17 protein-coding genes and 2 pseudogenes are annotated in these 20,027 nt (G+C 37.2%); 7 read left to right on the top strand and 12 right to left on the bottom strand.

The features are described from left to right. Window position 1 precedes the first annotated feature (1 nt). The 6 genes from AAHB12_RS24000 to AAHB12_RS23975 all read right to left on the bottom strand — a co-directional run bounded on the left by AAHB12_RS24000 (window position 2) and on the right by AAHB12_RS23975 (window position 8,477). Window positions 2-448, bottom strand: coding sequence for a PTS sugar transporter subunit IIA (locus AAHB12_RS24000; RefSeq protein ID WP_342047551.1), 447 nt, complete (start codon window positions 446-448; stop codon window positions 2-4). 294 nt (window positions 449-742) lie between these two features. After that, window positions 743-2,542, bottom strand: coding sequence for a PTS mannitol-specific transporter subunit IIBC (locus tag AAHB12_RS23995; RefSeq protein WP_342047563.1), 1,800 nt, complete (start codon window positions 2,540-2,542; stop codon window positions 743-745). 243 nt (window positions 2,543-2,785) lie between these two features. Beyond that, complete coding sequence (locus tag AAHB12_RS23990) at window positions 2,786-3,784, bottom strand: sugar ABC transporter substrate-binding protein (protein WP_342047550.1); 999 nt, start codon at window positions 3,782-3,784, stop codon at window positions 2,786-2,788. A gap of 440 nt (window positions 3,785-4,224) precedes the next feature. Then, a complete protein-coding gene (locus tag AAHB12_RS23985) occupies window positions 4,225-4,662 on the bottom strand; it encodes a PTS sugar transporter subunit IIA (RefSeq protein ID WP_342047548.1) in 438 nt (145 codons plus the stop codon). 2 nt (window positions 4,663-4,664) lie between these two features. Then, on the bottom strand, window positions 4,665-6,788 hold the full coding sequence (locus AAHB12_RS23980) for a BglG family transcription antiterminator (RefSeq protein ID WP_342047547.1): 2,124 nt from the start codon (window positions 6,786-6,788) through the stop codon (window positions 4,665-4,667). Between the two features lie 237 nt (window positions 6,789-7,025). Then, complete coding sequence (locus AAHB12_RS23975; protein WP_342047545.1) at window positions 7,026-8,477, bottom strand: PTS mannitol transporter subunit IICB; 1,452 nt, start codon at window positions 8,475-8,477, stop codon at window positions 7,026-7,028. A gap of 157 nt (window positions 8,478-8,634) precedes the next feature. On the opposite strand from AAHB12_RS23975, the pseudogene AAHB12_RS31925 reads away from it, so the two are divergent. After that, window positions 8,635-8,749: pseudogene (locus AAHB12_RS31925) on the top strand (IS6 family transposase); the annotation flags it as partial. Between the two features lie 187 nt (window positions 8,750-8,936). Here AAHB12_RS31925 and AAHB12_RS23970 read toward each other — a convergent pair. Next, window positions 8,937-9,890: a sugar ABC transporter substrate-binding protein gene (locus tag AAHB12_RS23970; protein WP_342047543.1), complete on the bottom strand. Its 954-nt coding sequence runs from the start codon at window positions 9,888-9,890 to the stop codon at window positions 8,937-8,939. A 1,193-nt stretch (window positions 9,891-11,083) separates the two neighbouring features. Here AAHB12_RS23970 and AAHB12_RS23965 point away from each other — a divergent pair. Genes AAHB12_RS23965 through AAHB12_RS23955 form a run of 3 tightly spaced genes read left to right on the top strand, consistent with a single transcriptional unit; the run spans window position 11,084 to window position 13,087 of the window. Further along, window positions 11,084-11,566 (top strand): DUF2975 domain-containing protein, encoded by a 483-nt coding sequence (locus AAHB12_RS23965; protein WP_342047541.1) that lies wholly within the window; start codon window positions 11,084-11,086, stop codon window positions 11,564-11,566. Between the two features lie 11 nt (window positions 11,567-11,577). Further along, window positions 11,578-11,793, top strand: a complete 216-nt coding sequence (locus AAHB12_RS23960) for a helix-turn-helix domain-containing protein (RefSeq protein ID WP_017153334.1) — start codon at window positions 11,578-11,580, stop codon at window positions 11,791-11,793. A gap of 46 nt (window positions 11,794-11,839) precedes the next feature. Next, window positions 11,840-13,087: a DUF4153 domain-containing protein gene (locus tag AAHB12_RS23955; protein ID WP_342047533.1), complete on the top strand. Its 1,248-nt coding sequence runs from the start codon at window positions 11,840-11,842 to the stop codon at window positions 13,085-13,087. A gap of 485 nt (window positions 13,088-13,572) precedes the next feature. Here the strand turns inward: AAHB12_RS23955 and AAHB12_RS23950 are convergent, their stop codons facing one another. Both AAHB12_RS23950 and AAHB12_RS23945 read right to left on the bottom strand, forming a co-directional pair. After that, a complete protein-coding gene (locus AAHB12_RS23950; RefSeq protein ID WP_342047531.1) occupies window positions 13,573-14,001 on the bottom strand; it encodes a collagen-like protein in 429 nt (142 codons plus the stop codon). A 242-nt stretch (window positions 14,002-14,243) separates the two neighbouring features. Next, window positions 14,244-14,585 carry a hypothetical protein gene (locus AAHB12_RS23945; protein ID WP_342047530.1) on the bottom strand — a complete coding sequence of 114 codons (342 nt, stop codon included), beginning with the start codon at window positions 14,583-14,585 and terminating at the stop codon, window positions 14,244-14,246. 467 nt (window positions 14,586-15,052) lie between these two features. Between AAHB12_RS23945 and AAHB12_RS23940 the strand changes: the two genes are divergently transcribed. The 3 genes from AAHB12_RS23940 to AAHB12_RS23930 all read left to right on the top strand — a co-directional run bounded on the left by AAHB12_RS23940 (window position 15,053) and on the right by AAHB12_RS23930 (window position 17,676). Continuing rightward, entirely contained in the window at window positions 15,053-16,507 is a 1,455-nt protein-coding gene (locus AAHB12_RS23940) for an NADP-dependent glyceraldehyde-3-phosphate dehydrogenase (RefSeq protein WP_342047528.1), read from the top strand. 483 nt (window positions 16,508-16,990) lie between these two features. Further along, entirely contained in the window at window positions 16,991-17,170 is a 180-nt protein-coding gene (locus AAHB12_RS23935) for a hypothetical protein (protein ID WP_342047527.1), read from the top strand. A 230-nt stretch (window positions 17,171-17,400) separates the two neighbouring features. Beyond that, on the top strand, window positions 17,401-17,676 hold the full coding sequence (locus AAHB12_RS23930; protein WP_342047525.1) for a stage V sporulation protein S: 276 nt from the start codon (window positions 17,401-17,403) through the stop codon (window positions 17,674-17,676). 205 nt (window positions 17,677-17,881) lie between these two features. Here AAHB12_RS23930 and AAHB12_RS23925 read toward each other — a convergent pair. The 3 genes and pseudogenes from AAHB12_RS23925 to AAHB12_RS23915 form a co-directional block, all read right to left on the bottom strand. Next, a pseudogene (locus AAHB12_RS23925) lies at window positions 17,882-17,989 on the bottom strand (DNA-binding response regulator); the annotation flags it as partial. Window positions 17,990-18,210: 221 nt separating this feature from the next. Then, window positions 18,211-18,882, bottom strand: coding sequence for an ABC transporter ATP-binding protein (locus tag AAHB12_RS23920; RefSeq protein WP_342047522.1), 672 nt, complete (start codon window positions 18,880-18,882; stop codon window positions 18,211-18,213). Then, a complete protein-coding gene (locus AAHB12_RS23915) occupies window positions 18,879-19,973 on the bottom strand; it encodes an ABC transporter permease (RefSeq protein ID WP_342047520.1) in 1,095 nt (364 codons plus the stop codon). The genes AAHB12_RS23920 and AAHB12_RS23915 overlap by 4 nt, the downstream gene beginning before the upstream one ends. Window positions 19,974-20,027 lie beyond the last annotated feature (54 nt).

Here is a 20,027-nt window from a genome sequence, read left to right as displayed (position 1 = left end):
CTTAGTTTACTCCTTCAAAAAGAGCCAGAATTTCTTCTTTAGATGCAGCATTCACGATTTTTTCCACATTCTCTTCTTCAGAACAAACAATCGCAATTTGGGATAAAATATCTAGGTGTTCATTATCTTTTCCAGCAATCCCTATTAATAATTTAACGATGTTGCCGTTTCCAAAATCCACTCCATTCGGCACTTGGATAATCGCAATACCAGATTCTTTTACAGATTGTTTCGCATCTTCCGTTCCGTGCGGGATTGCTACAAAGTTCCCCATATAAGTAGAGGTTAATTCCTCCCTCTCAAGCATTTTTTCAATATAAGCAGAATCTACATGTCCTCTTTCAACTAGTACATTTCCTGTTAGCCTAATCGCACTTTCTTTGTCTTCTACTTCGGCATTTAATAAGATAGTCTCTGTTGATAAAATAGGTAATGACGTTTTATTCATTCTGCATTCCTCATTTCTTTTATTTTTTCATTTAAAAATTGTTCGAATTTAGCAGCAAGATAAGAAGAAATAAAAATACTTTTAACTCAGGTTCTTTACTGTTATTTCTTTTCTTCTTCTAATGACTCCACTTATTATAATCATGACAATTTTTAAGTTTTATATTTATACCCCTATCATAAAACGACTACATTCCTTAGAACAACAAAAGGAAAATGCGTTTTCGTCAATCACATTGTTGCCATTTTTTAAAATCTTTTAATAACAAAAAAAACCTGATTCAATTGAACCAGGCTAAACAGTTACTAATTTCGACTCTAAGTTTTCTATAAGTTCATCATATTTCGGACTATTTAAGAAGTTTTCTACAGAAATATGATGTACATGAGGCAATTTGGCTTTTGCTCGATCCGTTAAATCTTTATGTGTAATAACAATATCGGCATCAGCAGGTAAACTATTAATTGCCGTATTGGATACTGAGATAGTTAATCCTGCTTTTTGTACCTTCTTTCTTAAAATAGAGGCTCCCATCGCACTCGAACCCATTCCTGCATCACAAGCAAAGATGATTTTAGAAACATTCTCAAATGCTGGTTCAGTGACTTTAAGCTCTTCTATCTCAGCAGTCGTACGATCTTCTTCATTTTGCAGTACATGTAATAGCTCATCATACTTTGGACTGCTCAAGAAGTTTTCAACGGAAATATGAGTTGCATGAGGCAGTTTTGCTTTTGCTCGATCTGTTAAATCTTTATGAGTAATGACTACATCCGCATCAGCAGGCAAGTTATTAATTGCCGTATTGGACACTGAGATATTTAATTCTGCTTTTTGTACTTTTTTTCTTAAAATAGAGGCTCCCATCGCACTTGAACCCATTCCTGCATCACAGGCAAAAATAATCTTCTTAATTTCTTTTTTAATTTGATTCTTCAAATCCGTTTCTGCTTTTTTCTCAGCTTGCTCTTGATTTGTTTCAGCTTTAATGAATGCAGAGGCTTTGCTTTCTTTTCCTTTTAAGCTTGCTGTTTTTTCGGCTGCCTTTGCTAAGCCTTCTTCTTCAGTTTGCTTAGATGTTTTTAAAATGATAGAAGAAATGATGAAAGATACTGCCGTTGCAGCAAACACACCAGCAAGAACACCTAAATAGTTTCCTCTTGGTGTCATAGCTAATAGTGCAAAAATACTACCAGGAGACGGAGCAGCTACTAAACCAGCATCAAACATTAAGAAAGTGAATACCCCAGTTGCTCCACCTGCTATCACGGCCACAAGTAAAAATGGTTTCATCAGAATATAAGGAAAATAAATTTCGTGAACTCCGCCAAAGAAATGAATGATAGATGCACCAGATGCTGATTGTTTGGCCATCCCTTTACCAAATAGAATATAGGCCAATAAAATCCCTAAACCTGGACCTGGATTAGACTCTAATAAGAATAAGATGGATTTTCCGTTTTCTGCAGCTTGCTCAATTCCTAATGGGCTTAAAACACCATGCATGATAGCATTATTTAAAAAGAGAATTTTAGCCGGTTCAATAAATAAACTTACCAGCGGCAGCAAATTAGCATCTACTATCGCCTGAACCCCACCAGCTAATGCTGTATTAAGCATTAAAATAACTGGGCCAATGCCTTTATAGGCAAGTAATATTAAAATACCGCCGATGATTCCCGATGAAAAATTGTTAACTAACATTTCAAAACCTGATTTAACTTTTCCTTCGATGGCTTTATCAAATTTTTTGATGACCCATCCGCCTAAAGGACCCATAACCATAGCTCCCAGGAGCATTGGGTTATCTGCGCCAACAATCACCCCCATTGTTGCAGTAGCACCTACTACTCCGCCTCGTAAATCGTGGATCATTCTACCACCTGTAAAACCAATTAATAACGGAAGCAGATACTTAATCATTGGACTAGCAAGCTTTGCGAAATCTTCATTAGGAAACCAACCTGTAGGAATAAATAAAGCAGTAATAATCCCCCAAGCGATAAACCCTCCTATATTCGGCATAACCATGCCGCTTAAATAACTGCCAAAGCGCTGAATTTTAACTTTAACAGCTGAGCTTGACTGACTCATTTCTATTCCATCTCCTTTCAAAAAACATGTCGAAAACACTCTGAGTGATGTAGCTTTATAATAAGGCCCTTAATAAAATGTATCAATTTATAGAAAAGTCTATTTTGTCATTTTGAATGTTGCCATGATTAAAATGAAATGAACCAAATCCAACACATTTCTTTTTGTTTATTATGCAAACCCAGCCTTTTAATTACCTCTTATCACCAACCTAATTACTATATAAATATAATTTTTAACTAACTACTCTTCCCACCAATACGAGCCATTTGATTTCCTGGATGCAGCATTGATTCTAATATCTTTCATAAAATCTAACCTCTGTTTTGCATTATCCTGCGTTATCAGATCAACTCCACTATCGATTCTTTTTTGGCCTGGTTCCCCCTTAATAGCCTTCAATGCCCTCTCAACGCTTAGATATCCCATATCATAAGGGTTTTGTGCCACAGTAGCATCCAAGCCCCCCTCTTCAATGTCCTCCATAATGTCTGAAATGCCGTCGGTTCCTACGACTGGAATTTGAAACCCTTTTTCCTTTAGCTCTTCTAAGGAATATAGGGCAATTTCATCATTAGCAGCAAATACCCCTTTAATATCAGGAAACTTCTTTAAAACATTCCCCATTACTGATCTTATTTTCCCTCGTTCGGTATCTACCACCTGCTCTGTGACAATTTCAACTCCAGCATTTTGTAAAGCCTCACGAGCACTTCTCATCCGAACACTCTCACGAGAAGTGAATAATGTCTCACCAATAAGAGCTACTTGATCCCTAGGTTGCAGCATAGATGCCAATAGTTCTCCGGACTTCCTTCCTAATGTATAAGGATCCGTTCCTATAAACGCAGTTTGGCCATTCCAATCGGTTTCTGTATCCACGATCATCACAGGTATATTGTTGGTTTTATATTTTTTTAATACAGGAATAACCGCGGGCGGTTGATTTGGGGCAACAATTAATGCATCAGGATTTTCTTCAAGAGCATTTTTCAATATAGTAATTTGTTCTTTAACTTGTAATTCAGAATTAGGTGCTATCACCTTACCGTCTATATCGAAATCATGAAAAGCTTGTTCTGCGCCTGACCTAACCATTTGCCAATATTCTAGATTTAATGTTCTTAAAACAACAACAATCTTAGGTTTATTATCTCTCTCGAGAGATGTAACAATATACCCTATTAAGATAGAAAAAAAGACAATAGCCACAAGTAGAAGCATCCAACCCTTTCTTACCATTCATCCTCCCCCTTATATAGTGGTAATCCAGACAGGCCATCACTATTTCGGCACCAGGATCTTTTGATGTTGATAACAAACATCCTGATAAACCTTTTTCTAACAACCAGACTAGGAGATTTAGAGATTCTCTTATAGAAATATAAATGCTGTTCATTCTACTCAGGACTTTTTTGGAATGTAGTCTCCCCATTATAATTTCGATAAAATTTTAATTCCGTTCCCCTGATTGTTATCATAAAACACTATCGTTTCTGTAACGACAGAATATAAATGTATTTTTGTCATTGTCATTGTTGACTTTATTTAAAAGCAAGGTTCATTTCATAAAAAATCTATATAAATTTGGCTTACATGTAATTTGCCCAATTCAACATAAAAAAGCCCCCTCTCCTACTTGATCAAGGGAGGGAGCACTTTTTTTACTTATCTTTGCTTTATTAGTTCACCTCAGCAAACATATCCAAGATTTCGGCTGCAGATGTTGCACGAACAAGCTTTTCTACATTCTCTTCCTCAGAACAAACGATAGCAATTTGCGAAAGAATATCCAAATGCTCATTATTTTTCCCAGCAATTCCAATTAGAATCTTCACAATATTACCATTCCCAAAATCTACGCCGTCTGGCACCTGAATAATGGAGATTCCTGATTGTTTTACTGATTCTTTTGCATCCTCAGTCCCATGAGGAATGGCAATAAAGTTCCCCATATATGTGGATGTTAGCGCTTCTCTCTCTAACATTTTTTCTATATATGCAGCATCCACATATCCTCTCTTAACCAGGATGTCTCCTGTTGAACAAATTGCATTTTCTTTGTTATCAATTGAGGCATTTAATACAATATTTTCTTTTGCTAAAATTGGTAAAGACATCGTTATACGCTCCTTGTTTCTTTAATTTTTTCATGAAAATAAGTGTTAAACTGTGTAGCTAAATAAGCAGCAATCCATTCATAATTTTTTGACTGAAATAGGGAGATGCTATCATCACTATCAATCACCAATGAACTAATATAACTTAATACATCTAATATCCTGCTTGAGGATTGCTCAGGAGACAATAATAAAAGGATACTATCTGCTTTGATTAAAGAATTATCCATTGCTTGAACCTGAATAGGCTGACCCAATGTGTATATGGTGAAAGCCGGACTTGGAACAAAGGCAGATCGTGTGTGGAATAATGCTAATGAAGTACCCGGAATTCCCAATCCACCTATTTGTTCCCGCTTGAGTAATGCATTCACTACTGCCATGACATTTGTAATAACATCTTTTTTATATAAATCCGTACAAATCTCAACTAAGAGTTCATCAATTGATAACGAATTACGTACTTCTTTCACTGCAAATCCATCTAAAATAGTTGTAATGATCTCAATATATTCTCGAATACTATGCATCCCTTCCACTATTTGACGCATATTTTGGGGATACAACACTTCTACGGGAGATAACGTACTCTCTTTAGATACAGTTTGCTTGGTTGCATGTCTTTTTAAGTGAGATTTAATCTTTTCAATTTCACTCTCATTTAAAATAGGACTAACCTGAATATAACCATTATTAAATCCAGATAAAGCAATAGTGGACACGACTATATCATACTCATCCGTATTTATGTTTGGCAGTTCAAATAGAGATACATTTTGAACACGCCTCATCTCAGGAAATTCCTGCTGCAATCTCGTTGCCAACATTTTTGATGTACCTATACCGCTAGAACAAATAACTAGGGCTTTTAGGTTTTCTGTTACAGGCTGTCTAAACAACACTGACCCAAAGTGCATCACAAGATAGCCAATTTCTTCATCAGGAATAGTTACATCAGGAAATGTTGTTTCCATGCTACTTTTTACAACAGAAAATAATTCTGGATAATCGCCTTTAATCTTGTGTAATAACGGGTTACTTATTCCCATGTTTTGTTTAATACGGTATAAAGCTGGTTTTAAATGGACAACTAGTCCCTCAAATAGAGAACGATTGCTTGTCAAATCCTGATGTAGTTGTTCCCCTACATATTGAATAAGGTGCTTGGTCTTTATAGCGATTTGAAAGCTAGAATCCTCAATAAGATATTCCTTATCATGGCGCAACTTAGCACCGTGCAAATGCATGGTAATGTATCCAATTTCGGCAGTTGGAATATCAACTTGAAATACCGTTTCTAGCTGTTTAATGATTTTCTCAGCAATCTTATATTCCGGGGTGGATTGTAGATTTTCAAGATAAACAGGATCTATCGTAATATTCTCCCCTTGCAGAATCCGTTCAATCGCCAAAGCAAGATGGACAACTAGTCCGATATAAGCACTATCTGCCATGGAATACGATAACTCTTCACTAATATCCTTGATTACCTGTTCCACAATCAATAACTTCTTCTTTTCAACAAGACCTAGTAATCGTTCTGAGATGGAGTCCGTTTGTTGTGTGGATTTTCTCTGAATATTCTCCCTAACAAGAGCCAAAAACTCAGATTCGTCTATATGCTCAGAAATCATACTGCTCATAGCTCTTCTTTTTGCACTTTCAGACCCTTGGATTTCAACCCCATATCCTCTCTTTCTAATGAGGGATAATTCAACTGTCTGTAAACGCTCTTCTAATTTATTCAAATCGTTACTCACAGTGGCAACTGTAACATTTAAATCATTAGCGAGGCCAACTAATTTAATTGCATCCTTTGCCTCCAATAATGCACATAAAATGATGGTTTGCCGTTCCTCTGGTGTGTACTCAATATGGGAAAGACTAAATAAAAAAATCTTTAGGTCATTCACTCTTTGCTCACTTCCGCTTACCTGTACACCTACACCAGATTTTTTTAATAGAGAAAGATCATACTCCTTTAAAACATCCTCAAGATTTTTCAAGTCTCGATGAATCGTTCTCACACTTACTTGAATTGTATCTGCGAGCTCTTTTACCGTTAACTCATCTGTAGTGGATAATAAAATCTCAAGAATTTGTCTTTCACGTGCGGAAATATACATTGAATCCACTCCGTATAAAAATTTCTTTTCAAATCCTCCTCATCAGCTTGTTGACAACATTGAATTTGTATACCTATATTCTTATGATAAGATGTCAGCATTCCAGAAACAACAAAGAGAAAATTCAATTTCGTCACAAGCATTGTTGCCATTATTTTAAAACGGATGTACAAACACAACTTTTCAACCTGGAAAAGGACCCGATGCAGTCACACCGGGCCCTTTCCTAAAATTCTCTTATTTTGCACTTTCTGTAGGCTTGTCCTGTAAGCTGCCTACAATTTCATCATATCTTGGGCTGTTCAAGAAGTTTTCTACAGAAACATGCTGTGCGTTTGGAAGCTTTGCTTTTGCACGATCTGTTAAATCCTTATGCGTAATCACAAGGTCTGCATCTTCCGGAAGATTATTAATAGCCGTATTAATAACCGTTACATCAAGATCCGCTTTTTTTACTTTGTTTCTCAAAATCGATGCACCCATCGCACTAGAACCCATACCTGCATCACAAGCAAACACAATTTTATTTACTGTGCCAAAAGCTGCAGGAGCCGCTGCTGTTTCCTCCACTAATGCTGCAGCTGCAGTACTGCGTTTTCCTTTCATTTCCTGCATTTTTTCTGCTGCAGCAGTTAAATTCTCATCATCTTCTTTTGCTTTGCTTGCCTTTAAAATAATAGAAGCAACCGCAAAAGATACAGCCGCAGCTACGATAACCCCAGCTAACACTGCGAAATATCCGCCTCTTGGCGTCATAGCCATCAAAGCAATAATACTTCCTGGTGATGGCGCTGCCACTAGGCCTGCGTGTAAGATATTGAATGTGAATACACCGCTCACACCGCCGGCAATTGCCGCTAAAATTAAGATTGGCTTCATTAAAACGTAAGGGAAGTAAATTTCATGAATTCCGCCTAAGAAATGAATAATAACTGCACCCGGTGCGGATTGCTTTGCTGCACCTTTACCAAACAACCAGTACGCTAATAAAATACCAAGTCCCGGACCAGGGTTCGATTCTAATAGGAATAAGATTGACTTTCCTGTGTTTGCTGCTTGCTCAATTCCTAATGGGCTTAAAATACCGTGGTTAATGGCGTTGTTTAAGAATAAAATCTTTGCTGGTTCGATAAAAATATTGGCAAGCGGTAATAATCCTGCCGCAACAATGACTTTAACTCCTGCTGCTAAAGCCTTGCTTAACCCTAAAACAACTGGACCAATTCCTTTATAAGCAAGTAGTGTTAATAGTCCGCCGATAATACCTGCAGAGAAGTTGTTGACTAGCATTTCAAAGCCAGATTTCACTTTCCCTTGGATCGCTTGGTCAAATTTCTTAATTAAATATCCTCCAAGCGGTCCGACAATCATAGCGCCTAAAAACATTGGAATATCGGAGCCGACAATAACTCCCATTGTCGCAGTCGCACCGACTACTCCACCTCGTAAATCATGAACCATTCTACCGCCTGTAAAACCGATAAGAAGAGGTAGAAGGTATGTAATCATCGGACCAACTAATTTGGCAAAGCTTTCATTCGGTAACCAGCCTGTTGGAATAAATAACGCTGTAATAAGTCCCCATGCAATAAATGCACCAATATTAGGCATAACCATACCGCTTAGATAGCTGCCAAACCGTTGTATCTTTACTCTAGCGTCCGTCTTTTCTTTAGCTGCTTGGCTCATTTTTGATAACGCTCCCTTCGTTGTTTGTTTATCTCACATCCTCATAATAAAGCGTTTTCATACATGTAGCAATTTATACAAAATGGGATTTTGTCACGGACATTGTTGCCAACATTAAATTTCAAAAAAATAAGGATGTTGTTCTTTGTATAGAAATATGAGGGGCATCGAAGCTATGTATATGATAAAAAAAGGGCAACTTCACCAAGGGATGAAGTCTGCCCAAAATTGAAGGAGAGTGCATTGATAAGCTGTTTGGCATTGCATCATAATCCGTAAGTTAGCAGGAAATTCAGGTCCTATGTTTTTTTGAAATCATCTTTGCGCCAGAAACATACGTTTGTTGTCATACAAAATTCCTCCCCCAATTAAACATAGATGTTATGCAAAGTAACTAAATACTTAGGATATTTTCTGCAAACAAAAGGCTTGTAAATAACAAAGTATGTTGAATTCTCTCTATTTTAATATTGTTGTTAGAAAATCTATTCTCTCTTTTACATCACCTTTAATAACGACACTAACTCCACTATCAACCTTTTTTTCAACGGGCTCTCCCTTTATTGCTTTCAGTGCTTTTTCAACGCTTAGATATCCCATATCATAAGGGTTCTGCGCTATGGTAGCACTCAGTGTTCCATCTTCCACACTCTTTACCATTTTCATGGTACCATCTGTTCCTACGACTGGAATCTGAATTCCGTTTATTTTTAATTGTTGTAAGGTACTTATCGCAATTGTATCAGTACCAGCAAACACCCCTTTAACATCAGGAAACGTCTGCAAAATATGGTCCATTGCCAGCTTTACTTCTCCCGATTCGTTATCCGCCGGCTGTACCGCGACAATTTCAATCCCAGCAGCTTCCAAAGCCTCTCTAGCCCCTTTCAGTCGAGCAATCATATCAGGATTGATTACTGCTGTATGGATAAGTGCCACTTGATCCCCGGGTAGCAGCATAGATGCCAATAGTTCTCCAGATGTTTTACCCAATTCATAGTTATCTGTTCCTATATACGCGGTTTGACCAGCCCAATCGGCTTCAGTATCAACAAACAGTACAGGAATATTACTTCTCTTATATTCCTTCAGTACAGAAATAGCAGAAGATGGTTGAGTTAGCGCAATGATTAGTGCATCCGGCTTTTGTTTAAAAACACGTTCCAACATATGCACCTGTTCTGTAATTTGAGATTCATAATTTGTCGCTATCACCTGGCCATCTACATTAAAATCCTGAAAAGCTTTGTTCGCTCCTGACTCAAGAATTTTCCAGTACTCCGTATTTAATGTTTTGACAACAACTACTATCTTAGGCTTATCGTCCTGTGCAAGCGACTTAGCGATAAATCCTATTAACGTAAAAAGAAAGACTGCGCCAATAACTAGAAATATCCAACTCTTTTTTAACATTCATCTACGTCCTTATACAGTGATCTAGGTAAAATATAAGGTATCATTTTGTACTACTTATTAAGTGGCCCCTTTTTTAATGCCGTTAAGAAGCTGCACTGCTGACTGATGAACCAATTTAACATTTCTACGTATGCTATCTAGCTCTCTAATTTCTATATAGTTGTTATCATAGATACATAAAACTTCATGCTTCTCATCTCGATATAAAATTACATCATTTATACTCACTTCACACCATCCCTCCGTATATATACATATAAAGGTAACTGAAACAGTTACCTTTATAAAAACTATGAAAAAAGTGTTTATCGGCGAGATTTTCCTCAGTGACAAAATTGAATTTCTCTCACAAGACCTATTATATATCGCGTAGATTTGTATGTATCTAAATACATATATAACATTGTCTTTATTAAAATAGTGACAGCATTTAAGAAACCACCATAAAAAAGTGCCACCCTGTTGATAGTGACATTTTTTAATAAAACAGTTCAGTAATGTAACTGAAAGGAAATCTCCAACCTGAGCCTAGGTCCTCCGAAACAGGCTCAGTAGAACTGGATTTATTTGCTCCCTGGAAAGGCTCACCATGGTTTATCGAGAAGCAACTGAACATAAAGTTTTCCCATTGTTTTTGTTGTTAACAAAAATACACTATCCCCTTCTTGTAATGTCCTTTAAAGTCTTACAGGTCCTCTCAATTCAAGACTTAATACAGAACCCCCACGAGCGGTAAACCAAGTTAAACGAACAACCTCAGTTACATACTAATCCTCTAATGGTTGTGTTGAAATTTAAAAAATAATAATTTTATGGTATGTGAAATTATAAAACCTTGTTCATTAAGAATAAAAATACCCCCAGAACGAAAATTTTGTGCAAATTTCTCACTTTTGTCGTTTGGGGGTGTGTTTTTAGGTTGATGGCTATGGACGTGAGTGAAGTAGTAATAAAAGAGAAAGATGTTGTTTGTCTTTCGAAGCCCCCACTTCAAGACGCGCAGCGGATAAGTGGTGGGTAGTTCACTGGTTTAAAGTTACAGAGCATTTCTTTGAATGAGGAATGCTTTTTATTTTTGCTTAAAACAAAAACACACAACAAAAATATTATTCAAATTAATAAAAATTTATTGTTAAACGATAATATATATATTAAAATCAAAATCAGGATAAATAAGGGAGGTGCTTTTTATGGAAAAAGTAACAACGTTGTTTTTAAAAATAGCTGTTATTCTTTTAGGAGTCCCAGTTCTTGCATTGTGCATATTTTTGGTGCCTAAGATCGGGAATTTTGCTGGAGAATTGTATCCAGATATTGCTTATATGAAATCTCTCGTTTTAATCGATATGTACGCGGCAGCGATACCTTTTTACTTTGCTCTGTATCAAGCTTTTACACTTTTAAGCTATATTGATAAGAACCAGGCGTTCTCGGAATTATCGGTAAAGGCTTTAAAGAATATAAAATACTGTGCCATCACGATCAGTACCTTGTACCTGCTAGGTATGCCACTCTACTATCTCATGGCGAAAAAAGTTGACCCTCCAGGTATCATACCAATCGGATTAGTCATTATTTTCGCCTCTATGGTGATCGCCGTTTTTGCTGCTGTTCTCCAAAGACTTTTACAAGAAGCTATTAATATAAAATCAGAAAATGATTTAACGGTCTGAGGTGAATAACAATGGCAATTATAATCAATATTGATGTGATGTTAGCAAAAAGGAAAATGAGCGTAACAGAACTTTCGGAGAAGGTTGGAATAACAATGGCGAACCTTTCTATATTGAAAAATGGAAAGGCAAAAGCGATTCGATTATCCACTTTAGAGGCAATTTGTAAGGCTTTAGAATGTCAGCCTGGAGATATTTTAGAATACAAAAGTGACGAAGACAGTTAAATATATTAAGGAAACTTAGTACAAAAATTATTAGGGAGGGATAACTATGGACATTAACAATTTGATTATTGAAAATATTGCTAACCCTCATGAGCTGGAGAGAATGTATAGAAAAGACCCGAAAACTTTTAAAAAGTCATTCTCACACGCATGGGAACAAAATCCTGATTCTCAGGTTCTTGGCGTTTGGTATGAAAGATTGCATTTCAAGGAGACGGCAAATACAGAAAAATCTTCCTTGCTTCAAAAAGGTTTCTTATTCATGGGCATTTTAGCCATTCTGGCCGGGATAAGCACAAGGATTATTTTCCATTTTGTCGAACAGGAAGCAATTGCTCCAATTAACCTGGCTTTTGGTATAATGCCCTTTATTGCTGCCTATTTTGTTTACAATAATACTCCGAAAAAAAGTGTTATTTATTCCCTTGCAGCGTTGTTCCTAATTTCCGGGTTTTATCTTAATACACTGCCATTAAATTATAAAGACAGTATTATCCTTGCTTATTTACACCTTCCCATATTCTTATGGATATTGGTAGGGCTTGCATTTACAGGAAATGAATATTCAAAAGGCAGTACAAGATTAGCCTATATTAAATTTAATTTAGAATATTGTATTCTCTACGCCAGTATGGCAGTTAGCGGAATGGTACTAGCAGCATTAACCATGCGGTTATTTAGCTTTGTTGGCTTGGATATAGAAGACTTCTATTTTAGTAATGTCGTTTTATTTGGTGCTGCCGCTCTCGCTATTGTGGCTGCATACCTGGTATCGATGAATCTTAAACTTGCTAAGAATATTACACCATATATAGCTAAAATTTTTAGTCCTCTTGTCCTGGTCACATTGTTGGTCTATCTTATAACGGTTATATGGGTCGGAAAAAATCCATTCTTGGACCGCAATTTCCTGATAGCCTTTAACGGAATACTCCTTGGTGTATTGGCCGTTACCATATTTTCCATTACCGAGAGCGACTCAGACGAGAAAAAGAACATTTCAGATTATATAAATTTTTCATTAATTGTTCTTGCGCTTATCATTGACAGTGTGGCTTTGTCAGCCATCGTGTTCAGACTTTCTTCTTATGGGATTACGCCTAATAGACTCGCTGTTTTAGGAGTAAACATACTTATCTGGGCAAATCTAATTTGGATTATGCTCTCCTATATGCGTTTTCTACAAAACAAATCCGGACCTTCAACTATCCAAGATGCCGTTACTAAGTATTTGCCGGTCTACGGACTTTGGGCAGCTTTCGTTACATTTACTTTTCCTATAATTTTTAATTAGAAAGACTCTGTTCAATGTAACAAAAAGCTAATCTTCTATAACGTATAAAATCCTTAGAGCCGATATTATGCAGCTTTTTATACAGAGTTGCATAGTTTTGGCTTATTTTCATTACTAAAGTTAAAAAGAGGGTATTCAAACTAAAAGGCATAATATATTGTTGCAACTTTTATGTACCCACGGTTTTGTTAGGATTTTCCTAACTCCACATCCACAAGCAGTTTCAAAATTACTCATACATATTTCCCTCCTTGATATTGAGGAAGGAGGTTCAACTATGACTTTTCAGTTGTATTTTGGTACATATCATGGATAAATGATACCTTTATAAAAATTTTTACATTCTATCTAGAAACCTATAAAAATGCCCTCCAGTTAAGAATCTGGAGGGCATTACTTGTTCACATAATTTCTGTTATCAGTAGTAAATATAAGCTTAAAAGGCGATGCCCTTATTCAAGCATCTCCCTCGAAAATGATAGTTTTTAAAAACACGTAAACGAAAGAATTCTCCTTGTATCAATACCAAACATCATCCAAAACCTTCCATTCCATCTGAAACCAGCAACAGATCTTGGACCTACGAAAATGGGATAAAACCAAAACCCTTCACCATTGTTGAGCCATATAAAAGTATTACGAAACAGGCACAACCTAATTGCTCCTGGATCAACAGCAAATGGTGAAGCAACTGCTTGTTGAGGAATAAATGATGGAGGAGGAGCAGTTGGAGGTTGTGATCCTGATAAACCTGGTAAACCCGATTGTCCCGGAAACGAGGGTCCTGGTAAACCCGGTAAACCAGGTAAACCTGATCCTGATGGTCCCGAAAACGCGGGCCCTGGTAAACTTGGAATTTGACGCTCCAATTGCTGATCATAATTTATACAGGAGTATACTGTCTGATTATACATTTAAAAGATCACCACCTTATCCTAAATAAATTTCTAAAGTATTTATTAGTATGTTGTACTGTTCTTTTGTGAAGCTCATTTGTAGTCTAAATTACTGCCCATTTAGTTGAACAAGAAGGAATGTATATTCCATACACGTCAGGTTAACATAAGACGACATTTTCGGAAGTAGCCATGCCCGAGGGAATCCGCGCCAATACTGGGTTTCTCACAATCTCCCAATGTATCAAGTATGCAGGATTTTATGCAATGCCCAAGCGACGCGGCTTTTGGCCTCCCCATCCTTTGACAAGCCTCCCTACTTTTTGCATAAAATCCTGCATATTTTGGGGCTGTTGTTCTTTTTTCAGGGTGGTGGACATGGGACGCCACCCCAATTTAATTTCTAAGATTTCTTCCCGAAAAATATCACTTCTACGAGCACTACGATATTCAATCCATTTTATTACTTCTGGATGATCTTGCATAAACAATGCTGTAAAATAGGTTCTTCGTAAAATTGTAGCTAAATCTGCATATCGATCTCCTGCTGATCTGTGCTCATTTCCACACATTACAATTATTGTAAATATTCCTTTTGTCAAGTTCTCGTTAATTCGAATATATGATTATATCAGAAAATGATTAACTGTATATTCGTTATTCTGACAGATTGACCTAAAAAATACAGTTCTAATAATTGAATTTTATCTATTTTTGTAATCTTTTGACATCTTTTGTAGAAACTGTTTTTATTTTTTTTAATATGATCCATAATAGCTTTTGTAGAGTTTTAGATATTCTATGGAAATGGAGAAATTGAAATATCAAAAAAAACATAATCTAATGTGGTTCCAAGAAAGGAATGACTAACAGAGTGAAAACAGAAAAAATTTGGAGTATAGAAGAATAATTGTTGTAAAAAAATTAATCTTGCTAGAATAAAAAGTAACAAGAAGAATTTTTTTTACACCAACCGGGACACTTTATGTTCATGTAGGACAAATTATGTCCCAATTCATCATGCTGCAATATATTCAAAATATATTCAAAAATTCAAGGGGGATTTATTATGCCAACAAACGTATTATCCTTAACAGCTTATCCTTTTTACATAAATGGGGAGTGGAAAGAAAGTAAGTCTGGTGAAACAATTAAAATCACGTCACCTTATCTTTATGAAGAGATTGGAGAAGTACAGGCGATTACAACTGAAGAGGTAGATGAGGCAATTTATTATGCTCAGATAGCCCAAAAAAATTGGGCAGAAACTTCGCTTCAGGAACGGGCAAAGTTTTTGTATCAATGGGCAGATGAATTGGTAAACATGCAAGAGGAAATTGCTGAAATCATTATGAAAGAAGTTGGGAAAAGTTTTAAAGATGCACAGAGTGAAGTCGTACGTACTGCCGGTTTCATTCGATACACGGTAGAAGAAGCGATGCATATGAATGGAGAGAGTTTGAAGGGAGATAGCTTCCCGGGCGGTTCTAAGTCTAAAATTGCGATTGTTGATCGTGTTCCACTGGGAGTAGTCCTAGCCATCCCTCCATTTAACTATCCGGTCAATTTAGCTGCTGCTAAACTGGCACCTGCACTGATTTCCGGGAATGCAGTCATCTTTAAACCTGCTACACAAGGCGCGATCAGCGGGATTAAAATGATTGAAGCACTTGACAAAGCAAACTTTCCAAAAGGTCTTGTCAATATCTTGACAGGTCGTGGCTCGGTTATTGGTGATTACTTAGTAGAGCATAAAGGAATTAATATGATTTCCTTTACAGGTGGAACAAATACCGGAACTCGCTTAGCGAAAAAAGCGGGCATGATTCCTCTTGTCCTTGAGCTTGGCGGGAAAGATCCTGGTATTGTGTGTGAAGATGCTGATGTAAACGAAGCGGCGAAACAGATTATCAGCGGTGCATTTTCTTATTCCGGTCAGCGTTGCACAGCGATTAAACGCGTTTTAGTTCATGACAGTATTGCGGACGATCTTGCTTCGATGTTAAAAGAAGAAATTGAAAAATTGGTGGTAGGCTCTCCGGAAGAGGGTAGCACGGTTGTCCCGTTAATTGATGAACAATCTGCTGACTTTGTTCAAGGGTTGATTGAGGATGCCATCAAAAAGGGTGCAACCCTTTTAACAGGAAATAAGCGTGAACGCAATTTAATTTATCCTACTCTTCTTGATCATGTGACAGAAGATATGGCCGTAGCTTGGGAAGAACCGTTTGGGCCTGTGTTGCCAATCATCCGTGTATCATCCGATGAAGAAGCGATCCAGATTGCCAATGAATCTGAATTTGGCCTACAGGCGAGTGTCTTTACAAAAGACATTAATAAAGCATTTGCGATTGCGAATAAAATCGAAACAGGCTCTGTTCAAATTAACGGACGTACGGAACGCGGTCCTGATCATTTCCCATTTATCGGAGTAAAAGGATCTGGAATGGGAGCGCAAGGAATCCGAAAGAGTATTGAATCGATGACTCGTGAAAAAGTAACTGTATTAAATCTTGCTGAGTAATTCAAATTTGTAAAATTGTAACTTTAATTCCTAACAGAGGGGTCCTTGTTGACCCTTCTTTGTTAATTCCCTTTTGAAGCTTTAAAAGAGGTTCTAGTGCAAAAATTTCAGCTAACTTGAAACCAATATCTATTAATCTTGGACATACTGATACTATTACTCTAAAAAAGGATCGTGATCAGTATGGAAAAGGAAAATAGCATTATCAGCCTGATATTATTTTATTAACGGTAAGATGGTACCTACGGCATCGCCATCAAGTTAATATTTTTGCAGTACCCCCGGAACGAAATTTTAGGCCTTCTTGTAACAAAGAAGTTCATTTTATCGTTTTGGGAGTGACCTGTTTTCTTGGCTTGATGGACATGGGGTTCGATCATCCCCCTATGCTCCATTACCAAGAGGTTTGGCGATTTTTTGCACGGTGCGACCGTAAAAAGACCTTTCTTGGACTCTGTACAGAATCTAAGGAGGTCTTTTTTCATGCTTATTGAAATGGCTCAAAAAGGGTTCATTGCTGAAAAGAAGTTTGAAAGTTTAACCGCAAACAGTATTCAGTCCTATCACAATTTATTTAAGGTTTGGAATGATTGGCTAGCTTCTGAAAAAGTGGAGCACATTAGAGAACTCTCTTCAAGGATTACAAAAAAATTTCTACCCTAGTGCCAGGAAATGAATGAAAAAAAGCCGTATACAAAGAAATAAACTTAATAAGTATGAGTGAATGTGCTTTTCTTATTTAACAAACGGAGCAGGATATAGCACAAACAGTATAGAAAGTATAAGTTTAATAGTTCTCTTGGATTTGGATATCGATATTAGTTAAAGATACGTTAATTACATTCCTTTCAGTAATCAAATATAGCGATTAAATAACAGGAGGAACAATTTATATGGATAACATATTAAAAGTATCATCAAAATCAAATCCGAATTCAGTTGCAGGTGCAATTGCAGGCGTGTTAAGAGAAAGAGGCAATGCAGAAATTCAAGCGATTGGAGCTGGCGCCTTAAATCAAGCAATTAAAGCCATTGCAATTGCAAGAGGATTCGTAGCTCCTGGCGGTGTTGATCTGGTTTTTGTTCCTGCATTTACAGAGATTTTAATTAATAATGAAGAAAGAACAGCAATCAAATTAATTTTAGGTCCTAGGAAAATTAGATCCTAGAAAAAAATGATAGATTTGAGTTTGAAAATACTGATTTAATAGGCTCTAATTTTAGTCAATGTGATTTAAACAGATGGAATTGGTGGCGGTATGATGAACTTTTCTACCTGCCACCATATGTTTCCGCATTCGACATGTCTGGTGTACAACCAGTGATTCTCATCCCTTGGTTAAAATAAACAAAACAAAAACTCCTTCCCACAAGGCTGTCCTTCAATAAATAACCTCTTACATCAGCTTTTAATGCACGTTGAAAATAACCAGTCCTTGTAAAGATTGTTAAAATAATTACTTTGCATCCAAATGTCTTTAAAGAGGTCCTGACGGCAAAACGCGGATAATATACGCTAAAACACTTTTTAGAATCTTAAACTTTTATTTTCCTACGTTAAACGAAATTCATATAAGAGTCCTATACTGTCCATCTATTTTTCCATACACAATTAAGAGAACACCGCTTGGCATCTTACAACTTTTCCTATGTACCTAGGGTGTTCTCTCCTAGTAGTTCAACTGAGTTCTTTTTTCTGTCAGTTATTCATATAGCTTTCCGTCTCGGATAGTTACAATGCGGTCACATAAATCCAATACCCGATCATCGTGTGTTACCATAATGGCAGCCTTTCCTCGTTCGCGGACTTCACGTGCTAACATTTCTGCAACCGCCCGTCCGTGTTTGGAATCAAGGCTTGCAGTCGGCTCATCCGCCAAGATTAATTGTGGGTCGTTCATAAAAGCCCTTGCAATGGCAACTCGCTGACGCTGTCCACCAGATAACTGATTCGGGTAGTTAAATTGACGACCCGCCATATCAAGACTTGATAGTAATTCCTGTGCTCTTTGTTCAGCTTCCTTTTCTATACTGCCAGCCAACCGGGAGACAAACAGCAACTGGTCACGGACGTTTAAATAAGGTACTAGGTTGGAGGACTGAAACACAAAGCCGATTTGCTTGAGCCGAACCTTTGTTAATTCTTTAGAAGAAAGTTTTGTAATGTCTTGTCCGTTCAATAATATCGCCCCACTGGATGGAGATAATAATGCTCCGGCCACAGATAAAAAGGTACTCTTGCCAGAGCCTGAAGGTCCTACGACTCCAACAAACTCGCCAGCTTGAACCTCAAGAGATACACGGTCAAGTGCTGTCACCCTTCCGTCTCCTTCGCCATATATCTTGCTGATGTTTTCTAATACTAATTTTTTCATGCTTCTGCCCTCCCGATAGCTTCTATTGCATCAATTCGAGTAATTTGCAGTAGTGACAAAGAAGCTCCTAGCATAGATACCATGAGTAAGATCGCTGTGTACTGCAAAATGGTGTTGTTACTTAACACAAATGGCATGCTATCGGGAAGCAAAGCGCTTACCCCATAAGTTAGTCCAAGACCGATGATGATTGCGGATGCCGCAAGAATTAAAACTTGTCCGATTACACTTTTTGTAAGGTAAAATGTAGTCGTGCCAATTGCCTTCAGGACACCAAATTGACTTGTCTTTTGCAATGTCAACACATAGAAAAATCCAGCTTGTACAAATGCAGCAATGACTACTAGAAAAATAGTCATCATGGTTAAGGAACCCTGTTCTTCCTTAAATCCTGGAATACTTTGAACCATTTCATCCTTTGTAAACAGTTGTACATCTACAACAGATTTTCCTAATGATTCCATATTTCCTTGCAGAACAATAGCTTGATATGAAGCATTGGCTTTTCCCATCGCATGCTGCAACGCTTGAAACTGTTTCATATTCACATATATCACAGGTGTATGGCTAAACATCGATTTATTGGTAAACCCGATTACCTTGAATGACTGGTTTACATCATCATTTTTTAAGACATCGCCAATTTTAACCCCGTTTGCTTTCAATCCCTCACTTACAACAGCCTCGTTCAGTTCATCTGTATGAAGGGATTGTCCCTGTTTCACAGCAGGAGCGACAAAACTTGTTGGATCAATCCCGAATACTGTGATGTCCATTTTATCTGTGGTACCCTCTTCTTGGAGGGATATTGTTGTTTCAGAGAGCGGTGTTGCATTCGTTTCCCCAACTTGGTCTTGAATGTCCTTCAGCACTTTTGGAGTCAATACGGATTGTCCGAGTTTTTGGTTCGCTTCTTTCTGTAAAATAAAAGAGTGTGCCTTCATATTTTGGATAGCTGAAGCATTATCAGATGCAAGTCCATTTACTAAGCCTGTGACCATAAAAGTAAGCCAGGCAATGAGAATCATGATCATACCAATTAATGCATAACGCAGTTTTGCTTGGCGTAGTTCTCGTAAAGCTAGAAACATCTCTATCCTCTCCGTTCATATGATTTATAGATAAGGTGTTCTCTTAGGAACATC

The organism is Bacillus sp. OTU530, assembly GCF_038440375.1.
Note: the sequence above shows the minus strand (reverse complement) of the source record. Positions and strands in the feature narration are given on the sequence as shown.